This is a genomic window from Bradyrhizobium iriomotense, from assembly GCF_018129405.1.
Lineage (GTDB): Bacteria > Pseudomonadota > Alphaproteobacteria > Rhizobiales > Xanthobacteraceae > Bradyrhizobium > Bradyrhizobium iriomotense_B.
This window is the reverse complement of record NZ_JAFCLP010000006.1, coordinates 33,764-56,295: the sequence shown is the minus strand read 5'-3', so window position 1 is coordinate 56,295 and position 22,532 is coordinate 33,764. Positions and strand designations below refer to the sequence as shown.

Sequence of the window (22,532 nt, the reverse complement as noted above, 5' to 3'; positions counted from 1 at the left end):
TGATGACGATGATCCGCACCACAATCGCCACGATCTCAGCTCTCCTGCTGCTGGCCCTGCCGGCAGAGGCCGCCGACGACGGCATCGCCGCGCCGACGCTGCGCGCGAACGTCACCGTGACCTCGGACGTGGTTCGGGTCGGCGACCTCATCGACAATGCCGGTTCGGCCGCGCTGATCCCGGTCTACCGCTCGCCCGATCTCGGCACCACCGGCGCGCTGCCGGTCGCCCAGGTCCTGTCGGTGCTGCGCGCAAAACAGGTGATCGGCGTGATGACCGGCGACATCAAGGAGGTCCAGGTCACCCGCCTCGCCCGCACCCTCGCCAACAAGGATCTCGAAAACGCGGTGGCCTCCGCGCTCGAGCGCCGCTTCGGCCTTGGCGATGCCGCCAACATCACCGTCAGCTTCGACCGCGGCGTCTCCGACATGCGGCTGGACGCCTCCAACACCGGCGCGCTGCAACCGGTCGCCACCCGCTACGATGCGCGCAGCGGCCGTTTCGACATCGCCTTCGAGATCAACAACGACAACAACCCGACGCCGACCAAGCTGCGCTTCACCGGCAGCGCGATCGAGACCGTGGAAGTCGCCGTGCTGACCCGCGACATCGACCGCTCCGACATGCTGAAAGCCTCAGACATCTCACTGGAGCGCCGGCCCAAGGCCGAAGTCACCGGCGAGCCCGCCTCGCGCGATCGCACCGTCGGCATGCAGCTGCGCCGGCCGATGCGGGCGGGCACGCCGATCCGCGTTGCCGACATCGTCAAGCCCGACTTCGTGCAGCGCGACCAGAGCGTCACCATCATCTACCAGGTGCCGGGCCTCTACCTCACCACGCGCGGCAAGGCGATCGAGAGCGGCGCCGAGGGCGACACCGTTTCCGTGCTCAACCTGCAATCCAAGCGCACGCTGACCGGTGTCGTCACCGGCCGCGGCCAGGTGACCGTTGAGGGCGCCAGCCAATCCGCACCGATGGCGCCGGCGGTCGAGCAGACCTCCTCGCTCAAGCGCGACGAGGCGCCCGCTCCCGTCGATACTGCAGCCCTCGTCCGGAACCTGGTCCAGGCCCCGGCGTCGCCGGCCCAAGCCGCTCAAGCTCAAGTCGCACAAGCCCAGATCCCGCAAGCCCGCGTCTCGCAAGCTCCAGCCAAGTCAGAGTAAGTCATGTCCCCGTTCAGTTCGGCTTCCCGTCTTCGTCGCATCGCGATCTCTGCCCTGCTGCTGGCCAGTTGCGCGCTGGGCGGCTGCTCCTCGATCGACCGCCTGTCGCAGATCGGCGAGCAACCGAAATTGTCCGCGATCGACAATCCGACGACGCAGCCCGGCTACAAGCCGGTGCAGATGCCGATGCCGAAGCCCGAAGTCGCCTCCTACAATCCGAACTCGCTGTGGCGCAACGGCAGCCGCGCCTTCTTCAAGGACCAGCGCGCCCACCAGGTCGGCGACCTCCTCACCGTGACCGTGAACATCACCGACAAGGCCAACATCGCCAACGAGACCCAGCGCAGCCGCACCAACTCGGAAAATTCGGGCATTACCGACTTCATCGGCGCGCAGACCATCACGCAGCCGAACAAGATCCTGCCCGGACGCATCCTCACCGCCGATTCCACCGCCGCCAGCGACGGCAAGGGCTCGGTCAACCGCACGGAAGCCTTGCAGACCAACGTCGCCGCGGTCGTGACCCAGGTGCTGCCCAACGGCAACCTCGTGGTCGAGGGCAAGCAGGAGATCCGCGTCAACTACGAGATTCGCGAGCTGATCGTGGCCGGCATCGTCCGCCCCGAGGACATCCAGAGCGACAACACCATCGACTCCACCAAGATCGCGCAGGCCCGCATCGCCTATGGCGGCCGCGGCCAGATCATGGACGTGCAGCAACCGCGCTACGGCCAGCAGGTCATGGACGTGCTGCTGCCCTTCTAAGCTTCTTTAAGAGCTCCCACATCGTGTTCGCGAACCTAGGCGCGAACGACGGTGTACTACGCGGCCCTCGCTAGCTCCCCTGGCGAGGGCCGCATGTATTTTGGGATGACGGTTTAAGGCGACTGCTTACAACTATTCAGGTCCGCGCAATTGTAGCGACGCGGCTGCCCCAAACTCCGTCATTGCGAGCGCAGCGAAGCAATCCAGAGATGCATCCGCGGAACGACTCTGGATTGCTTCGTCGCAAGAGCTCCTCGCAATGACGAGTGTTGGAGCGCTATGCGCCCCTCACTTGAACTCCGCCTCCACCACGCCAAGGCCGTCCAGCTCCATCCGCACCTTGTCGCCGGCCTTCAGCCACAGCGTCTTCACCAGGCTTCCGGTGAGAACCAGCTGCCCCGCATGCAGCCCCTTGCCTTCCGCGGCGAGATGGTTGGCGAGCCAGGCGAGGGCGTTGTGGGGATGGCCGAGCACGTCGGCGCCGGTGCCGTGGCTGACCTCCTCGCCGTTGACGATGGCGCGGCCCTTGACCGATTTCAGGTCCGGCACCGACGAGCGCGGCACGGACGGGCCCAGCACGCAGCCGGCGGCGAAGAAATCGTCGGCGATCAGCGTCGGCGCGCCCATCGTCTCCCATTTCACGTAGCGGTCGTCGACGATCTCGATCGCCGGCTGGTAGGACTCGACCGCCTCCCCGACCCATTCGGCCGTGAACGGCGCCTCGCCGGCGGCGAGGTCACGCAAGAGCCGCACCGCGATCTCGCATTCGACGCCGACGCGGACATATTTGGAGGCCGAGAGCTTCGCACCGCTCTCATACACGCCCTTCTGGAACACGCCCCCGCCGCACGGATGAGGGATGCCGATGTAGTCCTGCATCACCTGGCTGGTGCAGCCGATCTTGTAGCCGACGAGCGGCCCGAGATGCGGCAGCAGGAGATCGTGCAGCGCGCGCTGGACCTGGTAGCCCTCGGCCTCGTCCGCTGGCGGAACCTCGAGGGCCGCAAGCGGCGCATGGTTGCGGCGCGCCAGCGCGATCGCCTTTGCGGCTTCGAGAATTTTGTCCATCGGCGCCGCCTCCCACGCTACGCAATCGAGGGCGGCACTTCAGCATTCCCGGTCCGGCCTGACAAGCCGAGCGGCGGGCGGCCTCACGGCTTGACGAGGCCAAGCCGGATCAGGCTCTCGGCAGTCGCAAGGATCGCCTCATCGTTGGTACGGGCCTGCCAGCCGAGCAGCGACCGCGCCTTGGCACTGGTGGAATGCCTGACACGTCCGAGCATCGGCACGACCGCGCGCAGCAGCGGAATCCGGTTCGCGGCGAGCCGCACCAGCCAGTCCGGGGCCTGGAGCCGCGGAACCCGGCGCGCGGCCGGCCCCAGTTCCCGCCGCAGCACCTTGCCGATGTCGAGGATCGACATCGCCTCCCCGGAGACGGCGATGAAGCGCTCGCCCTTGGCCTCCGGCGCGGTCATCGCCCGCAGATGCAGATCGGCGACGTCGCGCACGTCGACCACGCCGAAATAGACCCGCGGCACCGCCGGCATGGCACCGTCGAGCAGCGATTTGACGATCTCGATCGAGCCGGAGAAATCCGGCCCCAGCACGGGACCGAAGATACCGGCGGGATTGACCACCGACAATTCCAGCCCGCCGCCCTCGCGCGCAATGAAATCCCAGGCCGCCCGCTCGGCCAGCGTCTTGGACTTGATGTAGGGCTGCACGTCGGCGCCGCCGAGATTGGTCCAGTCGGTCTCGTCGAACGGTCGTTCGCGCGGCGGATGGCCGTAGCCGACCGCGCCCAGCGACGAGGTGATGACCACCCGTTTGACGCCGGCCTCGCGCGCGGCCCGGAGCACCCGGAGCGTTCCGTCCCGGGCCGGGATGATCATCTCGTTCTCGTCCTTGGGAACACTGGTCGAGAGCGGCGAGGCGACATGGAGCACGTAGTCGCAACCCGCAGCCGCCTCGCGCCACCCCTCGTCCCGGACGAGGTCGGCCGTGAAGAAGGACACGCTCTCGGACGAAGCCGCCCCGCCCTCGCGCAGCATGGCCAGCACGTCGGCTTGACGCTCCGGCCGGCGCACCGTCGTCCGCACCGTGTGGCCGGCGGCCAGAAGCTGCAGGACGACATGGATGCCGACGAAGCCCGACCCGCCGGTGACCAAAACAGTGCTCATTGCCAAATTCCCTCGTTGCGGGCCGGCAGATTGGTTCCACCAAGCCCCTGCTCAAGGCCGCATCTGGTCACTATGTGCGTGCGGACAAGTAGAATGGATTTCGAGACCGGTATGGAAAACCTGACCACTGCCTGTGACGGCGACTGCGATTGCAGCCCCGACCCTACTTTGCTCGCCGACTTCAAGCGGGCCATCCATGCCCTTGGCGGCAAGTGGAAGCTGGAGATCCTGTTCGCCCTGATGAACGGTGCGGTTCGCTTCGGCGCCTTGCGGCGGTCGATTGGCGGCATCACCCAGCACATGCTGACCACGCAACTGCGCGAGCTCGAGCAGGACGGGCTGGTGTCCCGAACGGCCTTTGCGGGGAAACCCCTAAGGGTCGAGTACGAGCTGACGGACGCAGCCTACGGCCTGCTCCCGGCGTTTAAGGAAATATTGAGCTGGTCGAGGCTTTATGGGGACGCACGCCTAACGGCGTCGCATCAGGCCTGATTGCAGCGCTGCTTGATGCAGCTGGATCAGCCTCTCAGCATCCGAGCCGATCCCGTTGATGCGACTCGCAAAACCTCCCGCACCTGAAGTGAAGGCTGTTTCTCATCCGAACTCACGTGAGCTCGGAGGAATCGAGTCTAGCTCATTGATCGCGATTCACTTTTCGTGATTGCGCTCGCGCGCTGGCGCGCGGTGGCAAGCGACAGGCAAAATGCCGAGTGCGGCGCGAAATGGCGCCTTGTGTCCAAAAACAAAGAGCCGCATCGCTGCGGCTCGGACCTTATTCGTCGCGATAAACCTTCTCGCGTTTCTCGTGGCGCTCCTGCGCTTCCACCGAGAGCGTCGCGATGGGCCGGGCCTCGAGCCGCTTCAAAGAAATTGGCTCGCCGGTGTCCTCGCAATAGCCGTAGGTGTTGTCCTCGATACGCTGGAGCGCGGCGTCGATCTTGGCGATCAACTTGCGCTGGCGGTCGCGGGCGCGGAGTTCGATGGCGCGGTCGGTTTCGGACGATGCCCGATCGGCGAGATCGGGGTGGTTCACGTTCTCCTCCTGCAGAGCCTGCAGGGTGAGCTTGGACTCTTTGAGGATCTCATCCTTCCAGGCAAGGAGCTTCAAACGGAAGTACTCCTTCTGCCGGTCGTTCATGAAAGGCTCTTTTTCGGTCGGTCGGTAGTTTTTCAACTTTTCCAAGGGCGGCCTATCTGTCTAAACAACGACTCGCAAACGGAACGGGGTCCGTTGAGCGGGGCGTTATATAGCGGCCTCCTGTGACAGACAATATTTCCCTGAGCGTCCGGTTACCGCTCCCAAACCCTTGCACAGGAAGGTTTATCCGCAAGGGCCCGGGAGCGGCCGAAGGCCTAGTAGCCGACCGTGAAACGCTGCCTCAGATGGGCCGGCTTCTCGATCTCATCGGCCAGCGCAATGGCGTAGTCGGCGAAACTGATCCAGCTCTTGCCGTTCGCATCTGCGAGAAGCTGGTCGGTCCCGAGCCGGAACTTACCCGTGCGTTCCCCCTCGATGAACAGCGCCGACGGCGAGATGAAGGTCCAGTTCAGGTCCTTTTCCTGCCTCAGCAGATCCAGGAAGGCTGAGCCCGCCTCGGCCTCGGCCTTGTACTGGGCCGGGAAATTGGGAGTCGTGACCAGCTTCACGCCGGGGGCGACTTCGAGGCTGCCGGCACCGCCGACGACGAGGTAACGGCCCACCCCGGACGCCTTGGCCGCGCCGATCAACTTGAGCGGGTCGCTGGCCAGGAAGTGGACGGAACTCACGGCGACGTCGTGCCCGGCCCACAGCTTGGCAAGGCCCGCTTGGTCGAGCACGTCACCCTTGGTCGGTGTGACGTTCGGCAGGGTCGCGATCTTCTCCGGGTTCCGGGCGATGGCGGTAACGCTATGGCCGCGGCGCGACAGCTCCTTGGTGATCTCCGACCCGGCCCGGCCCGAGGCGCCGGCGACTGCGATTTTCATTGGAAGGCTCCTTTGCTTCTATGGTAACTAACGGTTACTAGATATCGCAAAGAATGCTGGTGTTAAGAGAGCACTTTGTGCTTACCTGATTACGCTGGAGTAACCGGCAGAACGAACCGGCGCGCGCAGGCGACCGGAATGGATCGAGGAACCGACGATGAAGCCCGACGTCTATGCAGCGAATTGCCCCACGCGCCAGATCCTCGACCGCGTCGGCGACAAATGGGCGGTGCTGATCCTGTTGCTCCTGCGCGGAGAGCCGATGCGCTTCAATCAGTTGCGCCGCACGATTGAAGGCATTTCGCAGAAGATGCTCAGCCAGGTTCTCAAGTCGCTCGAACGCGACGGGCTGATCAAACGCCGCGCCATCGCAACCGTGCCGGTGACGGTGGAGTATTCGATCACGCAGCTCGGGCTGACGCTCGCCGCCGCCGTCGATCCCTTGAGGGATTGGGCCGAACAGAATCTGAAAGACGTGCTCGCCGCCCAGCGCCGCTACGACGCGCAGTTGAAGGAGGAAGCGGCGTAGGAACAAGCGAGAGCGTAGCTTGCCAACCCAACGTTGGTGTCATGCCCCGGCTTGCCGCCTTCGCTAAAGCTCCAGCGGGCCGAGCACCCTTGTGGCCCCGGCGTAGCCTTGGCGGAGACGGGACCGGGGCATCCAGTACGCCGCAGCTTCTCGATTCAACAGCGACTGTCTCTGGAATACTGGGTCGCCCGGTCAAGCCGGGCGACGACAGCCTGACTAAGCCTGTCCCGCCTTCGCCAGCTCGACCTCGACGCGCAGCTCGATTTCCGAGAGCACGGAGTCCAGTCCGGGATCGCCGGAGGACGATTTCAGGTTCGCCGCGGCATCGCGCAGCCGCATCACGGTCGATGCATCGAGATTGCCGGACAAGAGCCCCATCTTGAGCTCGTCGAGCACATCGAGCGCGGTCTTGCCGCGCGCGACCGAGCGCTTGCGGCGCTCGACCGGATCCTCCTCGACGCCCTGCAGCGCAAGCAGTGCGTCGATGTTGCCGGCGGCCTTCGGTGCGGCAGCGCTCCGCGTCCCCTGCGCCGAGGAGGTGTCGGGCAGCACGAAGGTGCCGGAGCCGGTCCGTCTGGCCTGGCTGGCCGGCGTTCCAAGCGTGGTGCCGTTCGGTCCGTAGATGCGCATCGGAAGCAATCCGGGTGATCGATGCCTCACCTTCGCTGTTTTATGGTTAACGGCCCGTAAACGGCCCGGCAAAATCTGCCGACAGGCGGCAGTTTCGCTCCTGAAGGCGAACGCCCGCTGACACCGGTCGACACAGATTTATTCAACCTATTCAACCGCCTACCCCGTCTGCCCACGTTGGCACAGCGCTCGCAAGGAAAGCGCCGGACCAGCTCGTCATGGGAGTGTCGTGCAGGTCCTGTCGATTTGAGGAGGCTCTTTGGAAGCCTTGGGGAGCAGAGGATGCCAGGCGTTCGTTGGGTGAGGATTGTTGGGGTGGCCTGCGCCGCGCTGTCAGCGCTGGCGTTGTCGGTCAATTCGGCGGCTGCGACCTCGCGCATCAAGGACCTCGCCAATATCGAAGGCGTGCGGCAGAACCAGCTCATCGGCTACGGCCTCGTCGTCGGCCTCAATGGCACCGGCGACACGCTCAACAACATCCCCTTCACCAAGCAGTCGCTGCAGGCGATGCTCGAGCGCATGGGCGTCAACATCCGCGGCGCCACCATCCGCACCGGCAACGTCGCCGCCGTGATGGTGACCGGCAATCTGCCGGCCTTCGCCACCCAGGGCACGCGCATGGACGTCACCGTCTCCGCGCTCGGCGACGCCAAGAACCTGCAGGGCGGCACCCTGCTCGTCACTCCCCTGTTGGGTGCCGACGGCAATGTCTATGCGGTGGCGCAGGGCTCGCTCGCGATCTCGGGCTTCCAGGCCGAAGGCGAGGCAGCGAAGATCGTGCGCGGCGTGCCGACCGTGGGGCGCATCGCCAATGGTGCCATCATCGAGCGCGAGATCGAGTTCGCGCTCAACCGCCTGCCGAACGTCCGCCTGGCACTGCGCAACGCCGACTTCACCACCGCCAAGCGCATTGCGGCCGCGGTCAACGACTATCTCGGCGTCAAGACCGCCGAGCCGATCGATCCCTCGACGGTGCAGCTGTCGGTCCCACCGGAGTTCAAGGGCAACGTCGTCGCCTTTCTCACCGAGATCGAACAGCTCCAGGTCGATCCCGATCTCGCCGCCAAGATCATCATCGACGAGCGGAGTGGCATCATCGTGATGGGCCGCGACGTTCGCGTCGCCACCGTCGCGGTGGCGCAGGGCAACCTTACCGTCACGATCTCCGAGAGCCCGCAGGTGAGCCAGCCCAACCCGCTGTCGCGCGGCCGCACCGTGGTCGCGCCGCGCAGCAGCGTCACCGTCACCGAGGACGGCAAGAAGCTGGCCCTCGTCAAGAACGGCGTCTCGCTCCAGCAGCTCGTCGACGGCCTCAACGGCCTCGGCATCGGCCCCCGCGACATGATCAGCATCCTCCAGGCGATCAAGGCCGCCGGCGCGATCGAAGCCGACATCGAGGTGATGTGATGCAGACGGGCGCAATCAATACCCCGCATCTCACGACGTACTCCCCGGCCTTCTCGGTCGAGAGCCGCAACGGCCGCCCCGACTTCGAGCTCGCCGCCGCGCTGCAAAAAGTCGCGCCGCAGCAACAGGCCAAGGCGCAGAAGACCGCCACCGACTTCGAAGCGATGTTCCTCAACAGCATGTTCTCGCAGATGACCTCGGGCCTGAAGGGCGATGGCCCGTTCGGCAGCACGCCCGGTACCGGCGTGTGGCGCTCGATGCTGACCGAGCAATATTCCAAGAACTTCGCCAATGCCGGCGGCGTCGGTGTCGCCCGCGATGTCTATCGGACTCTGATCATCCAGCAGGCGAAAACCACTCTTCGTACGGCATAAGGTCCAACGAGATGAACCAGTTCAACGCCTCACGTCGGCCGATGCAAGCGCAGCGCCCGAACACCACGCCCGGCAGCGCCGAGGCGCGCAAGCTCGCCGAAGACCTGATGGACGCGATGAGCGCCCTGCTCAGCCTGATCGAGCGCGAGACCGAGCTGGTGCGCGCCGGAAAGGTCCGCGAGGCTATGACCCTCGAGAGCAGGAAGCAGGAGCTGTCGCGAAACTACGTCGGCGCGGTCAGCCAGCTCAAGGCGAACCAGACCCAGCTCGCGAAATCCGCGCCCGAGCTGCTCTCGACGCTGCATCGGCACCACGATGCGTTCCGCGCGATGCTCCAGGTCAATCTCACCGTGCTCGCGACCGCGCATGCGGTCTCCGAGAGCGTCGTGCGCGGCGTCAATGCCGAGATCCAGAAGCGCAACGTACCGAACACCTATACCGCCGCCGGGCGTCGCGCTGCTCCCGGCCCGCGCCACATCACCCCGCTCGCGGTCAGCCGCTCGCTCTGAGCGCACGCAAAGACCGGCTACAATTTTAGGAAAAACCGCGCGGCGATATCGTCGCGTGGTTAGGCACGTTTGCTTACCGGGTCTTCAGTCCTGGTGTTCCAAGGTTGCGTTATTAGAGGGGTTGGGATTTGACTCAAGTAAGGCAACCAGGAGGCTGCCATGAGTACAGATTTCAGCATCAGGCCGGTGGGGATCCCGGCCCCCGTGCAGATCACAACGACGTCGAATGCGGCGGCGAATGAAGCCGTGCAAACTGATCTTCCGGTGAGCCAGACGGTCGCCGCGAGCGATGCCAGCGTGATCGTGCGCAATGATCTGCACAGCAACGACAACGTCTCGCGCCAGGTCGTATTCGACCAAGCGGCAGCATCCTTCGTCTTTCAGGTCGTCAATGACAGGACGGACGCGGTGGTCAATCAATTTCCCGACGAGGCCATGCTGCGGCGGCGTGCCTACTTCCATGCACTGGACTTGAAGTCCGAACCCACGCGCCCGCTCAACACGGACCTCAGCGCCTGATCAAGTGCTCCGCGTCGCCTGCGCGGTGTCGATGTAGGTCGACCCGGTCGCGGGGTCGGTGACGACGTTCTTGATCTGAGCCTTGCCGTTACCCGTAAGAAAGAACTTGGTGTTGCCGAACCGAAACGCCGAGTCCTTGATCAGCACCTGCTGGTACTGCGACGTGCTGCCACTTTGATAGTGGACCTGCGCGCGGAAGCCATCGATCTGCGAGATGCTGAGCGAGAACGTCTTTCCGTCGGGATACTTGCCCGTCCACGTGCCCTGATAGAGCGAGGCATCGACCGGAACGTATTTGGTATGGCTTGGAATCGACATGCCGGCGGACTTGTACGAGCTCGACAGGATGCTCATCACGTCGGCCACGACTCGTCTCCGTCTACGGCCGACCGGACAGACCGGCGGCAATATTCCTGTTGATCTCGATCAACGGACGGAAATGATCGAGCTGCGGGCTTGCCTGGAGCGCCGCGGTCTGACTCAGCACGAACACGCTGATGTTTGCGATCTTCTGCCGCACGTCGATCGGCTGCGGATTGGTGTCCCGCATCGCCTCGCTCAGGAAAATGGTCCAGAGCTTGCGGTTGAACATCAGGGCCTGCATCGTCTGCTCCCCGAAGGGGTCGTCGCTGTTGATCGCGTCTTGCAGCTTGTTGGCAGCCTTCAGCAGCGTTTGCGCCTCAATGTCGCGGGGGGACGCAGTGGTCGTTGCGACGCGCGCATAAGCCGAAGCAGCAGAACTCGACATTTATCACCCTGGAAGTTTCCTTGCCCGTTATGCAGGCTTAAGGATTCATTCCGACACTAGGCAGCACCGTTTAAGATTTGCTTACGTGAGAGTGCGGACAGTCTCCGGACAATTACGGGCCCGGATCTCATCGTCGCTTCAAGGATAAAACCGAGAGCGCGCACTGTAAACGATGCATCGCAGCCTGCGTCGATCTCGACTAATCGAGCGTTAGCGATCTCGCTCAAAACAACGGCGAAGCTTTCAGCTTCGCCGTTCCATCATCTGTCACTTCGTCGGCGCTACTCTTAGCGCAGGAGCTGAAGCACACTCTGCTGCGACTGGTTGGCGAGCGACAGCGCGGACACGGCGATCGACTGGCGGGTCGAGAGCGCCTGGCTGTTGGCCGCTTCCTCGTTGGTGTCGGCGAGGGTCAGGCTCGAGGAGCCAGTCTGCAGCACATTGATCAGGTTCTTGCTGAAGTCCTGTCGGATCTGCACGATCGACAGGTTCGAACCGAGCGTCGACGCTTCCGCGCGCAGAGTGGTGCTGGCCGCGTTGAGCGAAGTCAGAATGGCGTTCGCCGAATTCGAGTCCAGGAAATCGACGCCCTGGTTCAAGGGCGCAAGGCTGAGGCCGGCGTCGTTGAGAGTCACGCCCTGGATGGTCAGCGTCGAACGTCCAGTCTCATTGAACACGAGCTTGAGCGTATCGCCGTTCAGCAGGTTGACGCCGTTGAAGGAAGAGTCCTGCGCGGTCGTGTTGATCTGCGCGAGCACGTTGTTGTACTGCGCGACGAGGTTGGCGCGTGTCGCCTGCGAATTCGCGTCCGCGACGGGCGGCTGCGCGATCAGGCCATAGAAGGGCTGACCGCTTGCCGCGGCCGTGCCGCCGATTGCGCCGATCGTCAAAGAAGCGGCATCGTTGCTGGTTACGATGTTGAGATGGCCCGTCGGGTCGATCGTTGCCTGCAGATTGTTCGGCGCCAGCGCTGCATTGAGCTGATTGAGCGTGGAAATCTGCCCGGTGCCGGTGCCGAAGGTGATGCTGACCGGGGTGCCGCTGCCGGTCGCGCCGATCGTCAACGTCTTGCCGCTGAGCGGAGGCGGCACGCGGGCGGTGGTGCCGGCGGCGAGGCCGAGCGCCGTGAGCACGTTGCCCGAACCGGAGATCGCCAGGTCCTGGCTAGTGCCGGTGCTGAGCACGAGCTGACCGCTACCGTTGACGGTCGACGCCGTCCCCGCGCCCGTGATGCCGTCGATCGCGTCCAGCACGGTCTGCACCGAGAGAGCGCTGCCGGTGCCGATTCCGATCGTGACGTTGCCGAACGAGTCCGTGGTCGAGGTGGTTTGCGCGGTCGAGAATGTGATCGTCTTGCCGTTGACGGTCAGAACCGAACCGTTGGTGATGACCGTGCCGAGGTTGTCGGACGACGCGCCCGCCGTGCCAACCAGCTTGGTGTTAGCCGTGATGTTGGCGGCAGTGGTGGTGTTGTCGTTGGTAACGGTGCTGCCGTTGACCGTGTTGTTGGTGTAGGCGGTGCCCAACAGGTTGTTGGCGGTCGCACCGGTGATCGCGGCGGCCGTCACGTTGGACTTGGGCGAATAACCCGTCGGGCTTTGCAGCACCTGGCTGGCGATCGACTTTGCGCTGTCGACCAGCTTCTGCAACGAGGTGATGCCGGTATTGGCGGCCTGCAGCACCTGCACGCCGTTGCTGATGCCGTCGAGCAGATTGCTGATGTCGTTGGCGCGGTTGTCGAGACCCTGGGCGGTAAAGAAGTTGGTCGGGTTGTCCAGCGCCGTATTGACCTTCTTGCCGCTCGCGAGGCGCTGCTGCGTGGTGGCGAGCAGGTCGGCTGTCGACTGCAGCGACAACAGGTTCTGGCGAACTGATGCCGAGAGAACGATGTTGGACATTGGCGGATCTTCCTCTTGCGCGACGCTGTACGAATCGGTGCTCGCCGATCGGGGAATGCACTTTCGTCCAGTCTTAGGGGGTCTCCTTTAAATTAAGGTTAATGACGGCTTAAGCAGCAAGGTTAACGACACGTTAACCCGTCCCGGTTCCCCCGGCCTCGCGCGAGTGGGCAACAAAAAAGCGGCGGGGCAAAAGCCCCGCCGCGATGCCTTGAGTGGCGATTTTCGCCGCGTATCAGCGCAGAAGCTGCAACACGCTCTGCTGCGACTGGTTGGCCAGCGACAGCGCCGAGACCGCGATCGACTGGCGGGTCGACAGCGCCTGGCTGTTGGCCGCTTCCTCGTTGGTGTCGGCCAGCGTCAGGTTGGACGAGCCGGTCTGCAGAACGTTGATCAGGTTCTTGTTGAAGTCCTGGCGGATCTGCACGACCGAGAGGTTCGAACCCAGCGTCGACGCTTCCGACCGCAGCGTGCTGCTGGCGGCGTTGAGCGTGGTCAGAACCTTGTTGGCCGAAGCGTTGTCCAGGAAGTCGGTGCCCGAAGTCAGGGACGAGATGCCGAGACCAGCGGTGTTGAACGTCACACCGGTGATGCTCAGCGTCGACTTGCCGGTTTCGTTGAACGTCAGCTTCAGCGTATCGCCGTTCAGCAGGTTGACACCGTTGAACGAGGCATCCTGGGCGGTCGTGTTGATCTGCGCGAGCACGTTGTTGTACTGCGCAACCAAGCTGGCACGCTGGGCCTGCGAGGTCGGGTCGGCAACCGGAGCCGCCGCAGTCAGGCCGTTGAATGCCTGGCTGGCGCCAGCCGCAGTGCCGCCGATCGCGCCGATCGTCGCGGAAGCCGCGTCGTTCGTCGTCGTGATGGTGATCTTGCCGTTCGAGTCGATCGAGGCCTGCAGGTTGTTGGCTGCGAGCGCCGTATTCAGCCCGTTCAGGGTCGAGATCTGACCGGCGCCGGTGCCGAACGTGATGTTGGTCGCAGTGCCGCCAGCGGTCGCGGCGATCGTCAACGTTTTGCCCGAGATGGCGGGCGGGGTACGGGCGGTGGTGCCAGCCGTCAAACCGAGGGCGGTGAGCACGTTACCGCTTCCCGAGATCGTCAGGTCCGAGGTCGTGCCGGTGCTCAGCACAAGCTGGCCACTGGTGACGGTCGAAGCCGTGCCGGCTCCCGTGATGCCGTCGATGGCCGAGAGGACATCGCTCACCGCCAAGGTGCTGCCCGTGCCGATGCCGATCGTGACATTGCCGGAAGCGTCGGTGGTCGAGGTGGTCTGCGCCGTCGAGAAGGTGATGGTCTTGCCGTTGACGGTCAGAACCGAACCGTTGGTAATGGCCGTGCCGAGGTTGTCGGAGCCAGTGCCGGCGGTACCGACCAGCTTGGTGGAAGCCGTGATGTTGGCGGCAGTTGCGGTGTTGTCGTTGGTAACGGTGCTGCCGGTGACCGTGGCGTTCGTGTAGCCCGTACCGATCAGATTGTCGGCGGTCGCACCGGTGATCGCAGCCGACGTCACGCTCGACTTGGCGGAATAGCCCGTCGGGCTCTGCAGCACCTGGTTTGCAATCGACTTGGCGCTGTCGACCAGCTTCTGCAGCGAGGTGATACCAGTGTTGGCGGCCTGCAGCACCTGAACGCCGTTGCCAATGCCATCGAGCAGGTTGCCGATGTCGCTGGCGCGGTTGTCGAGGCCCTGCGCGGTGAAGAAGTTGGTGGGATTGTCGAGAGCCGAGTTCACCTTGCGGCCAGTCGAAAGACGGGACTGGGTGGTGGCGAGCAGGTCGGCGGTGGACTGGAGGGAGAGCAGGTTCTGGCGAACCGATGCGGAGAGGACAACGGACATACTGTTACCTTTCTGGTAGCTACGCGTCCCATCTGACCATGATTGATCAGACGACCGCCGGAACCTGCGTCCAAGCCTCTAACAATCCGTGAAATGAAACCCCCGCTTTCTCTGCGTTGGCACGCGAGCCTCCTCCCGGAGCAACCGCGGAGGTGGCCAAAATACCGCTACAACGCTCAAATCACTGAACTTTCGGCGGCAAGCGCATTCGTTTACTCCCCGTTAACCATGTTGCGCGACGATCGCCCCAAATCGCCGCCGATCGTCGCCATATAGAAGGGGCGCGCCGACCGCTTGCAGCAAAAGGATTGATGGAGAACAGGCATGGCTCTCAAGGTCGAGCTCAAACCGCACGAGCGTATCATCGTCGGCAACTCCGTGATCACCAACACGGACCAGCGTGCCCGCCTCCTGATCGATGGCGACAACGTGCCGATCCTGCGCGAGCGCGACATCCTCACGCCCGAGACCGCCGACACGCCGGCCAAGCTCGTCTATCTGGCGGTCCAGCTCATGTACATCTCGCCGGACCCGCAGACCCAGCACGGCACCTATTTCAGCCTGGTGCGCGACATCGTTACCGCGGTGCCGAGCGCCTGGCCGATCATCGAAGACATCAACAACAACATCATGAGCGGCGATCTCTATCGCGCGCTGAAGGATGCCCGCAAGCTGATCGCCTATGAGGAGAAGCTCCGGAACCAGTTCGAGGCCACGCATCCCAAGACGGCAGCGGACAAGAGCGACGTCAGCACCGCCGCCTGAGCACAGGCATTCGCGCGAAACGACCAAGCCGCACGAACGACAACGGCCCCGGATCGCCTCCGGGGCCGTTGTCGTTTCAGCCATTGTCGGTTCTGCCATGCAGCGATGCTACTGCGTCGCGAGCGACGGCGCCTCGATCTCGATCACACCGCCGGTCCGGCGTTCGCCGAACTCCAGCACGGCCACAACCAGCGCATCGATATCAGTCTCGTCGGTGCGGTGATTGACGATCGCAGCACGGATCGCGAACTTGCCGTCCAGCGTCGTGCCCGAGGGCGCGGCGATGCCGGATTCCTGTATGTCGGCAACGATCTCGCGATTGACCGCATCGCCGCACCGGTAGCGGAAGCAGACGATGTTGAGATTCACCGGCGCCAGCAATTCCAGCCGCGGTTCGGCCAGCACGCGCGCCTCCAGATATTTTGCCAGCGCGCAGCTTCGCGCGATCACCGCACCCAGCCGGTCGGTGCCGAACGTCTTCAGCGTGAACCAGGTCTTCAGCGCCCGGAAGCCGCGCGACAGATCGGGACCGAGATCGCAGGGCCAGACCGCGCCCGCCGCCAGCCCCCTCGCCTCGCGGCTGAGATAGGCCGCCGGCTGCGCAAAGGCCTGCCGGTGCTGTTCGCCGTCGCGCACCAGCAGGAAGCCGGCGTCGTAGGGCACCTGCCCCCATTTGTGGAAGTCGAGCGCAATGGAATCGGCGAGCTCGATGCCGCCGAGCAACGGCGCGAGCTCGGGAGAGAGAATGGCGAGCGCGCCGAAAGCGCCGTCGACGTGAAACCAGATCCCCTCCTCGCGGCACAGCTCCGCGACAGCCCTGAGATCGTCGATTGCGCCGACATCGACCGTGCCGGCGGACGCGACGACGAGGAACGGCTTGAAGCCGACCTCGCGATCGGCCGCGATCTGCGCACGCAGCGCGGCGACATCGATGCGATGATCGGCATCGACGCCGATCTTGCGCAGCGCATCGGTGCCGAGCCCGGCGATGTCCATCGCCCTGTAGACACAGCCATGCGCGACCCGCGACGTGTAGGCCGTGAGAAGCGCACCGTCATTGCCGATGCCGTATTGCCGGGCCAGCGTGCCGAGCGCAGCCGTGCGCGCCACCAGCACCGCCATCAGATTGGCCATCGACGTGCCCGTGACGAAAATGCCGCTCGCGCTCTCGGGGAACGCGAACAGGCGGCGCATCCAGTCGACGATCTGGCGCTCGACCTCGATCGGCATGTGGTCGCGCCCGCCGAGATTGGCGTTCAGACCAGCGGCGAGCATCTCCGCGACCATGCCGACTGCGGTGCCGCCGCCATGCACCCAGCCCATGAAGCCGGGATGAACGTTGCCGGTCGCGTAAGGCGCAACATGCTCGGCGAACTCGCGATAGACGTCGGCGAGATCGCTTGCCTCGCGCGGCACGTCGGATTTGATAGCCGCGCGGACATTATCGGGGATCGGCTGCCAGACCGGCCACGCACGAACGTTGGCGATGCCGTCGATCGCCTCGTCGAGCATGCGGTGGGCGAGCGTGCGGAATTCGCTCCAGTCCTGCGGATCGAGCGAGGTGTGCGTGACGGAGGCTTGCGTGTTGCGGATGATCTCGTTCATGCTGCAGTCCCCTCGCCCGCCTTTGCATGCCGTGACAGCATCGCCGTGAACGCGGCGAAGATCTTGCGCATCTGCGGCGGCTTGTATGGAAACACGGCCGGCGGATCCATGTTGTGCACGACGGCGGTGTTGTCGGCCTCGAACACCAGCAGCTCACCGTCCCGGTTCTCGGCGCAATCGACGATGAAATAGTCGAGGCCGACGCGCCGGCTCATCTCGTCGAGCGCATTCTTGTGGCGCGCCGCGAAGGCGTGATCGAAGTCTTGCATGAAGACGGCCTCTTCAGCGCGCTTCTCCTCGCTGAACGCCATGTAGGCGTTCAGATACCAGATGTCCCAGCGGTCCGCGATCGCCATGTGGCAGGCATAAGGCTTGCCGTCGACCATGGTGAGCCGGATCTTGCGAAACAGGCCGTCGGGGCTCGCGTAATTGACGAAACGAGCGACGAAGAAGTCCTGCTCCTGTCGTTCGGCCAGATAGGCCTTCAGCACCGCAGCATCGTCGACCTTCGCAAGCCCGACGCCGGCGTGCGTACCGCGCGGCCGCACGATCATTGGAAAGTGCAATTCGCTCGTAATCTCCGCGCAAGCGATCCGTCCGTCCGAGAGAGCCGTCAATTGCGCACGGGTCGCGTTGGCGGTCACGGGAATATCGAGACCGGGGATATCAGCCAGCAGCCGATAGAGCTTGTCGCGATCGAGATTGCCAATCAGCTCGGGGCGATTGAGCAGCGGCCGCGGCCAGTGCGGCGCAGCCTGTTCGATGACGGCGAGCGCCTCGCGGCATTCCTCGGAATCGGAGGCGACCACGATGGCAACGTCGTGCTCGGGCAATGTCTCGGGCAGGCCGACGCCCTTGACCACGTAGAGCGTCAAGAGCTCGATGTCGGAGCCTTCGAGCAGGAATTCGATCGGCGTATTGCCGCCCATGTCGATGTCGGCCGCGAGCGCGAGCACGCGCATGCGTGGTTTGGCAGCCGCGCAAGGCGTGCGAAACAATTGATGGAAGGCGAGCACCTCGGTCTGGATCACGAGACCGGCCTCCTTCTCGCCGAGAAGCTGGGCGATCAGCGACAGATCGAGGCCCTCGCCCGCCTCCGCCGTGCCTTCTGCGATCCGCGCCAGCAGATGCTCGCGCAACGGATGCAGATCGCCGCCCTCGAAGGCCCGGCGCGTCAACTGCGCGAAGCCGATGCGGTCGGAATAGTTCGGTGTGGTCATGCCGTTCGGCGTGGAAACAGGAGGCAGCATCTTAGGTCTCGAGCACAGACTTTCCCGGCGCAGTCGCCGCACGGTCGAGCAGCAGCTCGATCTTCGCCACCGCGTGGGCGATGCGATCGAGCATAGCTTGCAAATTGCGTTGCGCTTGAGCGGCGTCCGCCGACCAGGCTTCGGTGACCAGCCGCGCGCCGACGCACAGTCGCAGCAATCCTTGCACCTTGCCGTCCGTCCGCTCCAGCCGTACCGGCTGACCGACGAGGCAGCGTTGTGCGGCGACCTGCCGGTCCGCCGCGCTGCCGTCGATATCGTTGCTCATGTCGCGCGCCAGAGCGCGATGCACGGCGCTGGTCTCGGCGATGGAGACCGGCTCGCCGTCGCGCAGCAACGTGAACGGAAAGATCGTGCCTCGCGCGAATTCCTCGTCGTCGACGCCGGCCTTTTCGGATGGGTTCGGAACGGGGCGAAGCGCAGGCGACAGCGCGATCATTCTGTCGATACCGGAAGCGAGCTCGGCCAGCGCCCTGGCGCGGAATGCGCCGGGCACGGCATAGTAGCTGCCGATCTCCGCAAGCGCCGCCTCCCAGCGCAGCCATTGACCGAAATTCGGCCGGCGCTCGAAGCGCGAGCGCAACGCCGTCCAGGCCATCGGCCAGTCGCAGCGGCCGGCATAGTCGAAGATGCCGGGCGCGATCGCGCCAATCCGGTCGATCGACCGCGACAGGCCCTTCGGCACCAGCAGCGCGCCGCTGAAGGCGGGGCCGCCGAAGAATTTCGAGCCCGTCATCAGCACCAGGTAACCGCGATCGAGATAGGAGCGCAGCCGGCGGCGACCGAGCCGCGCCTGGCAGGCATCGACGACCACCTGAACCTTGCGCGGCCAGCGCCGCGCGATCTCATCGAGGCAGGCAGCACTCGGCGCGCGCCAGCCGAGCTTTGACGAATCCATGATTTGCAGAAGAACGCACCGGCCTTGCGCGAGGCTGTCCTCGATTGCACGCATTACCGCGGCATCCGCATCCGCGCGCATCGCGATGTCGGACACCGCATCGAGCAGCGGCACCGCAATGCTGTCGCCGGCAAGCCCTGCCACCGCGCCATCCTTGCGCACGCCAAGGCCGCTCGCCGTCATGGTGCTGAAATGACGCCCGCCCGCGGTATGGGCCGTCCCGCTGCCGGTCTGGTCCGCGCCGACTACGATCGTCACGGGCGGTGCGCCGAGCACCGCGCGGGCCAGGAACAAAGCATGGAGCTGGGAGTCGGTGCCCGATGGCGAGAACACGATGTCGACGCGCGGCGAGAGCTGGAGATGCCCGCGCAGCTCCTCGCGCATGCCCTCGCAGCGTGCATCAAAGGCGACCTCGACCTCGTCGAACAGGCATCTGTGCATCAGCTCTTCGCGTGCCAGCGCGGCGCGGTCATAGGCTGCTTGCGAGATCACGGACGCGGTCGATGAGGCGAAATTCCAGATCTCCGGCTCCGGCGATGCTGCACAGCCATAGGCGTTGACCCGGTCGCTCGGATCGAGCGTCAGGCGCGGATCTCCGCCGGAGACCAGCAGCGTGTCGAGCGGGGTGAAGAGATCGCGCAAGCGATAGCGCGAGCCGCCCTCGGACGCTCGCTCGATGTCTGCCAGACGGGATGCGCCGGTGCTCATCCCGGAGCGCTCAGGCCGCGTCGGCCGCCGCCGCAGGCGCCGGCGCGAACTGCGAGGCGATATCGCCGTGGAACACCGACGGCCCGACATGGTCGAGCGAGCTCTGGATGTCGGCCCAGATCTCGCCGCCGATATCGGTCCAGCGCTTGCAGAAGGCGAAGTCCTCGGAGAGATAGGTGCCGGTCGCAGGATCAATCATGCATTCGAACAGCGCGAACCGGTTCTGGCTCGCCGCCAGCGTGTCGTGCGAATGCTCGCGGAAGAACTGCAGGTTGGCGTAGTCCGGATGGCGGCACATCGCCTCCAGCACGTGACGCCGGATCATCAGGAAACCCGTGCCGGCATAACGAACGCGGGTAAAGCCGTTGACCACCACGATGCGATCGGGGTCTTCGATCTCGAGCACGTAGTCGAGCGAGGCGGCCGGTACGTCGGCCCGACCTGACTGGATCGCGCGTTTGGCCTTGTCCCAGTTGACCCGCTTGATCGGATAGCAGCCCGCAACGACGTCCGCGCCGCATTCGATCAGCCGGAACACCTGCTCCGGCTTGAAGCCGATATCGGCATCGATGAACAGGAAATGCGTCGCCTTGGGATCGTCCAGGAACATCGCGGCCAGATTGGCCCGCGCCCGCGTGATCAGCGCGTCGCCGTCACGCAAGTGCACCTTGAGCTCGAGATTGGCCATGCCGTGCACGGCGCGCTGGAGCTCAAAGATCGAGCTCGCATAGATGCTCGACACTTGCCCGCCGAAGCAAGGCGTTGCCACCACCAGCTGCATCTTGTCAGACATCGACCGCCCCGCCCCCGCTTGCAATCCTCACCAAGAGGTAAACAGGCATGGTTAACGGCGTCTTAACGTATCCTTACAGGAACTTGACGAGCGAGAGCTGCGCTAGGTTCGAAGTCACCTGGTAGGACGCCTGGAGTGCGTTCTGGAGCGCCAGGATCTCGCTCGCGACCTGGTCGGGCGAGGCCGATTCCGCCTGGTCGACGATGCTCTGGAGCTGCGCCTTGGCCTGGGTCTGGCGCGTGGTCGCGTCCTTCATCGTGTTCTGGGCCATCGCAATGTCGGTCTGGATGTCCTCGATGCGCTGCTGGCCCGGCTGCTGGGTCAGCGCCTGCGTCACCCGCAGGCTCAGTGCCGAGACCTGCCCGCCCGAATACTGCCCGGTCGGCGAGGTCGAGAAGGTCCCGAACACGGCGATCGCCTGCAACTGGCGGCGGATCGCGTCCTCGTTTGCCTGCGCGCCATATTGCACCGTGACGGAATCGTCGACCCGCGCCACCGCGGTGGAGCGCGGCGAGCCGGGCCCGTCGTTGCCCATGTACCAATTCACGGTGTTGGCCGAGCCGTTCACCAGCGTCGTCGCCGAGCTCGCCGGCGAAGAGCCGACGCGCAGCGGCGGCTGCGTGGCGGTCACCGGCGTCGCGCTGAAGCCGAGCGAGCCCAGTGCGGCCGTATTCGAGCTCGTGATGTTGAGGCTCGCCGCATCGTCGGTGTTGATCGTGATCGAGCCGCCATGGACCGTCGACGGCTTCGAGGTGCCCGTGATCGCGTCGATCTTGCTCAGCAGGGTCTGGATGCTGTCGGTGACGTTGAGCTGGTTGCCGGTCGCACCCGAGCTGACGAAGGTGAGCGTGGTGCCATTGACGGTGATGGTGTCGCCGGCAGCGAAGCCCGGCGAGATCGAGTCCGAGGGGCTTGTACCGGACAGCGCGGTCGCCCCGGTCACGGGCGCGGGCGGTGCGGCCTGGTTGTTGACCGGCGTGCCGATCGCAGAGCTCGCGGTGTTGAAGAAATTGTCGCCGGCGGTCACGGCGGACGCTGCGACCAGCGAGGTATTGGCGAGCTTCTTGATCGCGGTGTTCAGCGCCGTGTCGAGATTGGTCGCGGTGTTGCCCGGAGTGGTCGTATCGATCGCAAAGCTGCCGGCCGGCGTCGGCGTGGCGGTCGAGGCGGTCAGATCGATCTGCTCGGTCGTACCATCCGGCAGCGTGAACTGGATGCTGAGCTTGTCGCCGTTGTTCGGATTGGTGCCGTTGAGGTCGACGGAGAACGACACCGGCGAGCCGCTCGGGCCGGTGACGGTCGCGCCCGTCAGCGTCGAGGACACCGCCTTGATCTTGAGCCCGAACGGCGATCCGGCGACGTCTTCCGACACCCGCACCGAGCTCGGCGTCGGCTGCGTCTGCACCAGCCGCCCCATGCCGTTGGCCCCGAGGTCGGCGGCCTGGCGCTCCGCCATCACGGTCTTGAAGCCCGCCTGCGTCGTGGTGCCGTTGATGATGTCGCCGGCATTGGCGACCGACTGCGTGTTGACCGCCGTTCCCGAGAACAGATAGCGGTTACCCGATTGCGTGTTGAGGACGCCGACCATCGAGCCGAACTGCGCGGCGGCGGTGTTCTGCGCGACCGTCTGTCCGTTGACGTTGAGATCCTGCGCGGTGCTGGCCGAGCCGGTCTGCACGGTGTTGCGGATCGTCGTCAGCGACTGCAGCGCGGTATTGGCGAGGTTGATGTTGACGTTGACGTTGGTGATCGTGTCGGTATAGGCGGCGATGTTGGAGAGCTGCGCGCGCGAGGCGATGGCAAAGCCCTCGTTGGTCCCCATGCCGGAATAGTTCTGCGACAGTTTGCCGGTCGAAAGCTGCGTCGACAGGTCGGTGAGCTGCTGATTGATGTTGCGGATCTGCGCGCCGAGAACCGACGAGGAGTAGTTGATGCTGCTGATCGACATGTTTCAGAGCCCTGTTACTT

23 protein-coding genes are annotated in these 22,532 nt (G+C 64.8%); 9 read left to right on the top strand and 14 right to left on the bottom strand.

Annotated features, from left to right (window positions below; genetic code table 11):
- The first annotated feature begins 8 nt into the window (after positions 1-8).
- The gene (flgA, locus tag JQ592_RS15350; RefSeq protein ID WP_211403678.1) at positions 9-1,163 is read left to right on the top strand and encodes a flagellar basal body P-ring formation chaperone FlgA; all 1,155 of its coding nucleotides are present in this window, start codon (positions 9-11) and stop codon (positions 1,161-1,163) included.
- A gap of 3 nt (positions 1,164-1,166) precedes the next feature.
- Complete coding sequence (gene flgH / locus JQ592_RS15345; protein WP_211403677.1) at positions 1,167-1,928, top strand: flagellar basal body L-ring protein FlgH; 762 nt, start codon at positions 1,167-1,169, stop codon at positions 1,926-1,928.
- Between the two features lie 288 nt (positions 1,929-2,216).
- On the opposite strand, the gene JQ592_RS15340 is transcribed toward flgH, so the two are convergent.
- Positions 2,217-2,996: a 2-keto-4-pentenoate hydratase gene (locus JQ592_RS15340; RefSeq protein ID WP_211403676.1), complete on the bottom strand. Its 780-nt coding sequence runs from the start codon at positions 2,994-2,996 to the stop codon at positions 2,217-2,219.
- An 83-nt stretch (positions 2,997-3,079) separates the two neighbouring features.
- Entirely contained in the window at positions 3,080-4,108 is a 1,029-nt protein-coding gene (locus tag JQ592_RS15335; protein WP_211403675.1) for an SDR family oxidoreductase, read from the bottom strand.
- Between the two features lie 93 nt (positions 4,109-4,201).
- On the opposite strand from JQ592_RS15335, the gene JQ592_RS15330 reads away from it, so the two are divergent.
- The gene (locus JQ592_RS15330; protein WP_211403674.1) at positions 4,202-4,600 is read left to right on the top strand and encodes a winged helix-turn-helix transcriptional regulator; all 399 of its coding nucleotides are present in this window, start codon (positions 4,202-4,204) and stop codon (positions 4,598-4,600) included.
- A 280-nt stretch (positions 4,601-4,880) separates the two neighbouring features.
- Here JQ592_RS15330 and dksA read toward each other — a convergent pair whose 3' ends face one another.
- Positions 4,881-5,246 (bottom strand): RNA polymerase-binding protein DksA, encoded by a 366-nt coding sequence (dksA, locus tag JQ592_RS15325; protein ID WP_008554760.1) that lies wholly within the window; start codon positions 5,244-5,246, stop codon positions 4,881-4,883.
- Positions 5,247-5,461: 215 nt separating this feature from the next.
- On the bottom strand, positions 5,462-6,073 hold the full coding sequence (locus JQ592_RS15320) for an NAD(P)-dependent oxidoreductase (RefSeq protein ID WP_211403673.1): 612 nt from the start codon (positions 6,071-6,073) through the stop codon (positions 5,462-5,464).
- A gap of 157 nt (positions 6,074-6,230) precedes the next feature.
- On the opposite strand from JQ592_RS15320, the gene JQ592_RS15315 reads away from it, so the two are divergent.
- A complete protein-coding gene (locus JQ592_RS15315) occupies positions 6,231-6,602 on the top strand; it encodes a winged helix-turn-helix transcriptional regulator (protein ID WP_211403672.1) in 372 nt (123 codons plus the stop codon).
- A 216-nt stretch (positions 6,603-6,818) separates the two neighbouring features.
- Here the strand turns inward: JQ592_RS15315 and JQ592_RS15310 are convergent, their stop codons facing one another.
- Positions 6,819-7,232 (bottom strand): flagellar assembly protein FliX, encoded by a 414-nt coding sequence (locus tag JQ592_RS15310; RefSeq protein ID WP_211403671.1) that lies wholly within the window; start codon positions 7,230-7,232, stop codon positions 6,819-6,821.
- A 282-nt stretch (positions 7,233-7,514) separates the two neighbouring features.
- Here JQ592_RS15310 and JQ592_RS15305 point away from each other — a divergent pair, with 282 nt between their 5' ends.
- From JQ592_RS15305 to JQ592_RS15290, 4 genes are all read left to right on the top strand, one after another.
- Positions 7,515-8,639 (top strand): flagellar basal body P-ring protein FlgI, encoded by a 1,125-nt coding sequence (locus tag JQ592_RS15305; RefSeq protein WP_211403670.1) that lies wholly within the window; start codon positions 7,515-7,517, stop codon positions 8,637-8,639.
- Positions 8,639-9,013, top strand: coding sequence for a flagellar assembly peptidoglycan hydrolase FlgJ (gene flgJ, locus JQ592_RS15300; RefSeq protein WP_211403669.1), 375 nt, complete (start codon positions 8,639-8,641; stop codon positions 9,011-9,013). Before JQ592_RS15305 ends, flgJ begins: the two co-directional genes overlap by 1 nt.
- Before the next feature lie 11 nt (positions 9,014-9,024).
- On the top strand, positions 9,025-9,522 hold the full coding sequence (locus tag JQ592_RS15295; RefSeq protein WP_211403668.1) for a hypothetical protein: 498 nt from the start codon (positions 9,025-9,027) through the stop codon (positions 9,520-9,522).
- Positions 9,523-9,681: 159 nt separating this feature from the next.
- Positions 9,682-10,041, top strand: a complete 360-nt coding sequence (locus JQ592_RS15290) for a hypothetical protein (RefSeq protein WP_211403667.1) — start codon at positions 9,682-9,684, stop codon at positions 10,039-10,041.
- Here JQ592_RS15290 and JQ592_RS15285 read toward each other — a convergent pair whose 3' ends face one another.
- The 4 genes from JQ592_RS15285 to JQ592_RS15270 form a co-directional block, all read right to left on the bottom strand.
- Positions 10,042-10,407 carry a hypothetical protein gene (locus tag JQ592_RS15285; protein ID WP_211403666.1) on the bottom strand — a complete coding sequence of 122 codons (366 nt, stop codon included), beginning with the start codon at positions 10,405-10,407 and terminating at the stop codon, positions 10,042-10,044.
- Positions 10,408-10,420: 13 nt separating this feature from the next.
- Positions 10,421-10,789 (bottom strand): flagellar biosynthesis regulator FlaF, encoded by a 369-nt coding sequence (gene flaF / locus JQ592_RS15280; RefSeq protein ID WP_183240137.1) that lies wholly within the window; start codon positions 10,787-10,789, stop codon positions 10,421-10,423.
- A gap of 287 nt (positions 10,790-11,076) precedes the next feature.
- The gene (locus JQ592_RS15275; protein ID WP_211403665.1) at positions 11,077-12,687 is read right to left on the bottom strand and encodes a flagellin; all 1,611 of its coding nucleotides are present in this window, start codon (positions 12,685-12,687) and stop codon (positions 11,077-11,079) included.
- Between the two features lie 235 nt (positions 12,688-12,922).
- Positions 12,923-14,527: a flagellin gene (locus JQ592_RS15270; protein WP_211403664.1), complete on the bottom strand. Its 1,605-nt coding sequence runs from the start codon at positions 14,525-14,527 to the stop codon at positions 12,923-12,925.
- Positions 14,528-14,851: 324 nt separating this feature from the next.
- Here JQ592_RS15270 and flbT point away from each other — a divergent pair, with 324 nt between their 5' ends.
- Positions 14,852-15,292, top strand: coding sequence for a flagellar biosynthesis repressor FlbT (gene flbT / locus JQ592_RS15265; RefSeq protein WP_211403663.1), 441 nt, complete (start codon positions 14,852-14,854; stop codon positions 15,290-15,292).
- 108 nt (positions 15,293-15,400) lie between these two features.
- On the opposite strand, the gene JQ592_RS15260 is transcribed toward flbT, so the two are convergent.
- The 5 genes from JQ592_RS15260 to JQ592_RS15240 all read right to left on the bottom strand — a co-directional run bounded on the left by JQ592_RS15260 (position 15,401) and on the right by JQ592_RS15240 (position 22,512).
- On the bottom strand, positions 15,401-16,897 hold the full coding sequence (locus JQ592_RS15260; RefSeq protein WP_211403662.1) for a pyridoxal phosphate-dependent decarboxylase family protein: 1,497 nt from the start codon (positions 16,895-16,897) through the stop codon (positions 15,401-15,403).
- Positions 16,894-18,147 (bottom strand): ATP-grasp domain-containing protein, encoded by a 1,254-nt coding sequence (locus JQ592_RS15255; protein WP_211403661.1) that lies wholly within the window; start codon positions 18,145-18,147, stop codon positions 16,894-16,896. Before JQ592_RS15255 ends, JQ592_RS15260 begins: the two co-directional genes overlap by 4 nt.
- Before the next feature lies 1 nt (position 18,148).
- A complete protein-coding gene (locus tag JQ592_RS15250) occupies positions 18,149-19,771 on the bottom strand; it encodes a hypothetical protein (RefSeq protein ID WP_211403660.1) in 1,623 nt (540 codons plus the stop codon).
- Positions 19,772-19,781: 10 nt separating this feature from the next.
- Positions 19,782-20,564 carry a hypothetical protein gene (locus JQ592_RS15245; protein ID WP_211403659.1) on the bottom strand — a complete coding sequence of 261 codons (783 nt, stop codon included), beginning with the start codon at positions 20,562-20,564 and terminating at the stop codon, positions 19,782-19,784.
- 73 nt (positions 20,565-20,637) lie between these two features.
- Positions 20,638-22,512 (bottom strand): flagellar protein, encoded by a 1,875-nt coding sequence (locus JQ592_RS15240; protein WP_211403658.1) that lies wholly within the window; start codon positions 22,510-22,512, stop codon positions 20,638-20,640.
- Positions 22,513-22,532: the final 20 nt, after the last annotated feature.